This is a genomic window from Novacetimonas hansenii JCM 7643, from assembly GCF_000964405.1.
Lineage (GTDB): Bacteria > Pseudomonadota > Alphaproteobacteria > Acetobacterales > Acetobacteraceae > Novacetimonas > Novacetimonas hansenii.
This window is the reverse complement of the sequence record NZ_BANE01000205.1, coordinates 1-3798: the sequence shown is the minus strand read 5'-3', so window position 1 is coordinate 3798 and position 3798 is coordinate 1. Positions and strand designations below refer to the sequence as shown.

Annotated in this window: 4 protein-coding genes; 2 read left to right on the top strand and 2 right to left on the bottom strand. The window is 62.0% G+C overall.

What is annotated here, in order from left to right; translation table 11 throughout:
• Positions 1-107: 107 nt before the first annotated feature.
• Positions 108-983, bottom strand: coding sequence for an NAD(P)H-binding protein (locus B7G66_RS12995; RefSeq protein ID WP_003617370.1), 876 nt, complete (start codon positions 981-983; stop codon positions 108-110).
• 13 nt (positions 984-996) lie between these two features.
• A complete protein-coding gene (locus B7G66_RS12990) occupies positions 997-2373 on the bottom strand; it encodes a hypothetical protein (protein ID WP_003617372.1) in 1377 nt (458 codons plus the stop codon).
• Between the two features lie 186 nt (positions 2374-2559).
• Between B7G66_RS12990 and rplM the strand changes: the two genes are divergently transcribed.
• Together rplM and rpsI are read left to right on the top strand one after the other, a co-directional pair.
• Positions 2560-3042 carry a 50S ribosomal protein L13 gene (gene rplM / locus B7G66_RS12985; RefSeq protein ID WP_003617376.1) on the top strand — a complete coding sequence of 161 codons (483 nt, stop codon included), beginning with the start codon at positions 2560-2562 and terminating at the stop codon, positions 3040-3042.
• 5 nt (positions 3043-3047) lie between these two features.
• Positions 3048-3551 carry a 30S ribosomal protein S9 gene (gene rpsI, locus B7G66_RS12980; protein ID WP_003617378.1) on the top strand — a complete coding sequence of 168 codons (504 nt, stop codon included), beginning with the start codon at positions 3048-3050 and terminating at the stop codon, positions 3549-3551.
• The last annotated feature ends 247 nt before the right edge of the window (positions 3552-3798 follow it).

Here is a 3798-nt window from a genome sequence, read left to right as displayed (position 1 = left end):
AAAAGCTTCAGAAGACGCCGCCTTTTTTCAAAAAGGCGGCACCCCAAAACTTTTCCTGTTTTTTATCAATGAGTTATTTTCAAACACTCTCTTAAAATATTGCGTCCTCATGATGCGCCAAGAAACTGGCGCAATCCCTCGTCCAGGGTGCGTGGTGTAAAGCCCAGCGCCGCACGCATGGGGGTGATGTCGAACGCCTTGTCCTCTGTCAGGCGACGGATTTCCGCCGGGGTGACATGCGGCAGGCCGGGCAGGCGCGACGCCACGTGGCACATTCCCATCAGCACCGGTGCGGGTATGCCAAGGACAGGACGCCGCCGCAGGCCCGCATGGCGCGCCACCAGCGCGACAAGGTCGCGGTACGCAACGGCCTGCCCCCCCGCGATCACCAGCGCATGTCCCCCATGCCAGTCGCGCGCCAGCGCGGCCATGAGCGCGCGCGTCACGTCATCTTGGAAAATGGGTTGCACCAGTGCGCGACCGCCCGATGGCAGCGGCAGGACCGGCAGCCGCCGGATCAGTCCCAGCAGGCGGCGGATATTGTTTTCGCCCTGTGCCCCGTAAATCATCGTGGGGTGTAAAATCACGCCGTTACGGCCGGAAGACAGCAACGCCTGCTGCCCCCGTGCGACACCCATGCCATGTGCATCGGGCCAGCGTGTGAACATGCGCGTGCTGCCCAGGCAGACCAGGGATGCGGCTGGCGGGGCGGCGGCCAGGATGGCCCCGACATGTCGTGCATGCGCGGTTGATACGATGCGCCGGGCATCGTGCAGTGCGCATGCAATGTCGGCGGCAGGGGATGTGAGGTCGATGCACCGCGCCACCCCCGGCAGGCCAGTCGCGCGCCACCGTGCGGGATCGCGCACCAGTGGCACATAGGCGATACCCGCCCGCACCAGTGCCGCGCACAGGGCGCGGCCCGAGCGGCCCGATGCCCCGATCACATGGACGGGGGTATCAGGTGCCGGGGGCGTGGGCATCAGGCAGGCGCGTTTATGGTGTGGAAATCGTCAGCCCCAGCGGGGCGGCGATGGATGGATCGCTGGCCATCGAGATGGCAATGCCGATCATCATCAGGTTCACCGGCTTCATCGGCCGCAGCGCAAGTTGCAGCGGATGGTCGGCAGGGGACTGCAAGAAGCGGCCCAGTGCGCGCATGGAGGCATCGTCCGACGCGGCCAGACCGGACAGCAGCGTCCGGCGGTACTCATCCACCGGCACGTTCCGGCTCCGCGCAAGGCTTTCGATCACATGCCCGGCAAGCGAACGGTCGTCCCACGTGATGGCGGCGGAGACGACGCGCGCCGTTTCCGGAATGACCGTCATGTCGTCAAAGGGGATCTGGTCCAGTTCCGCAATCACCGTCAGGTTGCCCATGTCCGGCGACTCCACCGACAGGGGTTCCAGCCGCAGATGCCCCGCCGTGCGGTCGCCCGCGCTGACGACATGGACATTCCCCATGAAATGGTCATAGCCGAACGCATTGAGCAGCGACGAACTGTCGGTGCCGGTGGACCAGACCGCAAGGTTGGTCAGGCGCGTATCCATCTTGTCCTCTACCTCGGTAGAGGTGCGCGAGGATACCAGCTTGTCCACCTGCAACAGGGGGTGGGAACTGTCGATCGCGCCTTTCGTCAGCGTCAGCGTATAGGGATGGGTTTCATGGATCAGGTGTCCCGACTGCGTCAGGCTTGCGACCTGTCCGGCGAAGTCCGGGCCATCAAGCTGCATGTGGTCCACCGTGATGCGTCGGGTGGGGGTCAGGTTGATCTGCGTCGCAAGGTGATCAAGGACAAGGTGCGATGCCAGCCCCAGCCCGTAATCGCTGACCCGCATGTGGGCGACCGTCATGTCCGTCTGTGTCGCAGGGGCGGCAATGTGCAGGTTGGTGAAGTCCCCTTCGCCCAGAACCAGCGAATCGAAGCCCAGTGACTGCGGTGTGTCACCGGCAGGTCGCGCACCGTTGGGCAGCGTCAGGTCCGACAGGTCCACTTCATCAAGGGAAAATGTGTTGCCCCATGCCATGACCTGCACCTTCTGCAGGATCACGCGGCCGATCTTTTCGCCTTGTACATTGTTCCCCTTCATCCCGCCGAGCCGCACGCTCGCGGCGGTAAGCGTCATGGCGGGATTGTGGTAGGTAACGGCGGTAAAACGGGCCCCGCGTGCAAGGGTGCGTGGCTTTGCCGTGGCATAGCTGAAGCTGGCGTCCGGTCCGATGGCGGCGCGGAAATCGGCGATGCCGGCCTCCAGCCTGCGCTGGGCAAAGTGATGGAGGCCCCAGCCACCCACCACAAGGACAAGTGCAACCATCGGTAAGGCGGGAAATATTTTCTTCACGAGTGCGGTGTCCACAGTGATCTCTTGCATGTCAGCTATATCATTCACAGGGGGCGGGGCAATCTTCTGGTGGCAAATATTGTGGTATCATATTACCACAAGGCGATTTTCTCCGGGAAAGTGCGGAAAAATGGCATTGTCCTCTTGACGTTCGCATCGCATCCGATGATAACGCGCCACCCGTTACCGCTCATATCAAGACGGAACACTGAATCCATGAAGACCACACTTTCCCTGAAACCTGCCGAGGTGACACGGGGCTGGACCCTGATCGACGCCGAAGGCCTGGTCCTGGGCCGGCTGGCCGCCATTGTCGCGCAGCGCCTGCGCGGCAAGCACAAGCCGCAGTTCACCCCGCATGTTGATTGTGGCGACAACATCGTCATCATCAACGCCGAGAAGGTTCGCCTGACTGGCAACAAGGTGGCGCAGAAGCTGTTCCATTATCACACCGGTTATCCGGGTGGGATCAAGCAGCGCACGATCACCCAGCGCCTTGAGGGCAAGAATCCCGGCCATGTCGTGCGCAAGGCTGTCGAGCGCATGATCACCCGTGGCCCGCTGCAGCGCGCGCAGATGAAGCACCTGTATGTCTATGCAGGCAGCGAGCATCCGCATGATGGCCAGAAGCCGCAGGTTCTCGACGTTGCGGCGCTGAACCGCAAGAATTCCGTCTCCAGCCACCAGAACGGGGCCTGATCACCATGTCTGAAACCCAAGAACGTACAGGCACGCTGGCCGACCTGCAGGGAGCAGTCGCGTCGGGTCAGATCGAAGCCTCGCAGAACGCTGCACCGGTTTACGAAGCCAAGCGCGATGCGCAGGGCCGTTCCTATGCCACGGGCCGTCGCAAGGACGCTGCCGCACGCGTGTGGATCAAGCCGGGCAAGGGTGACATCATTGTCAACGGACGTCCGGTCGGCACGTATTTTGCCCGCCCCGTCCTGCGCATGCTGATCACGCAGCCGTTCCTGGTTGCCGATCGCTATAACCAGTTCGACGTCTACTGCACCGTGACCGGTGGTGGCCTGTCGGGTCAGGCGGGTGCGGTCCGTCATGGCATCAGCCGTGCGCTGACGCATTATGAACCGGCCCTGCGTGGCATCCTGAAGGCTGCGGGCTTCCTGACGCGTGATCCGCGTGTTGTCGAACGCAAGAAGTACGGTCGCGCCAAGGCACGTCGTTCCTTCCAGTTCAGCAAGCGCTGAGTGCATTTCCTGTCGTCTTTCCCCGGCATCGGCTGGGGGAGGCGGTGGGTCAGGCGATTGTCGGAAAACGGGGTGGGCCAGTTATGGTCCGCCCCGTTTCTGCGTTTGGGGACGATGCGCGTGGTGTTTGTTCCGCCACTGCCCTTAAAGAGTGTTTGAAAACAACTCATTGGTAAGAGATTGTTTGCAAACAAATCCTTGATAAAAACAAGAAAAGTTTTTGGGTGCCGCCTTTTTTCAAAAAGGC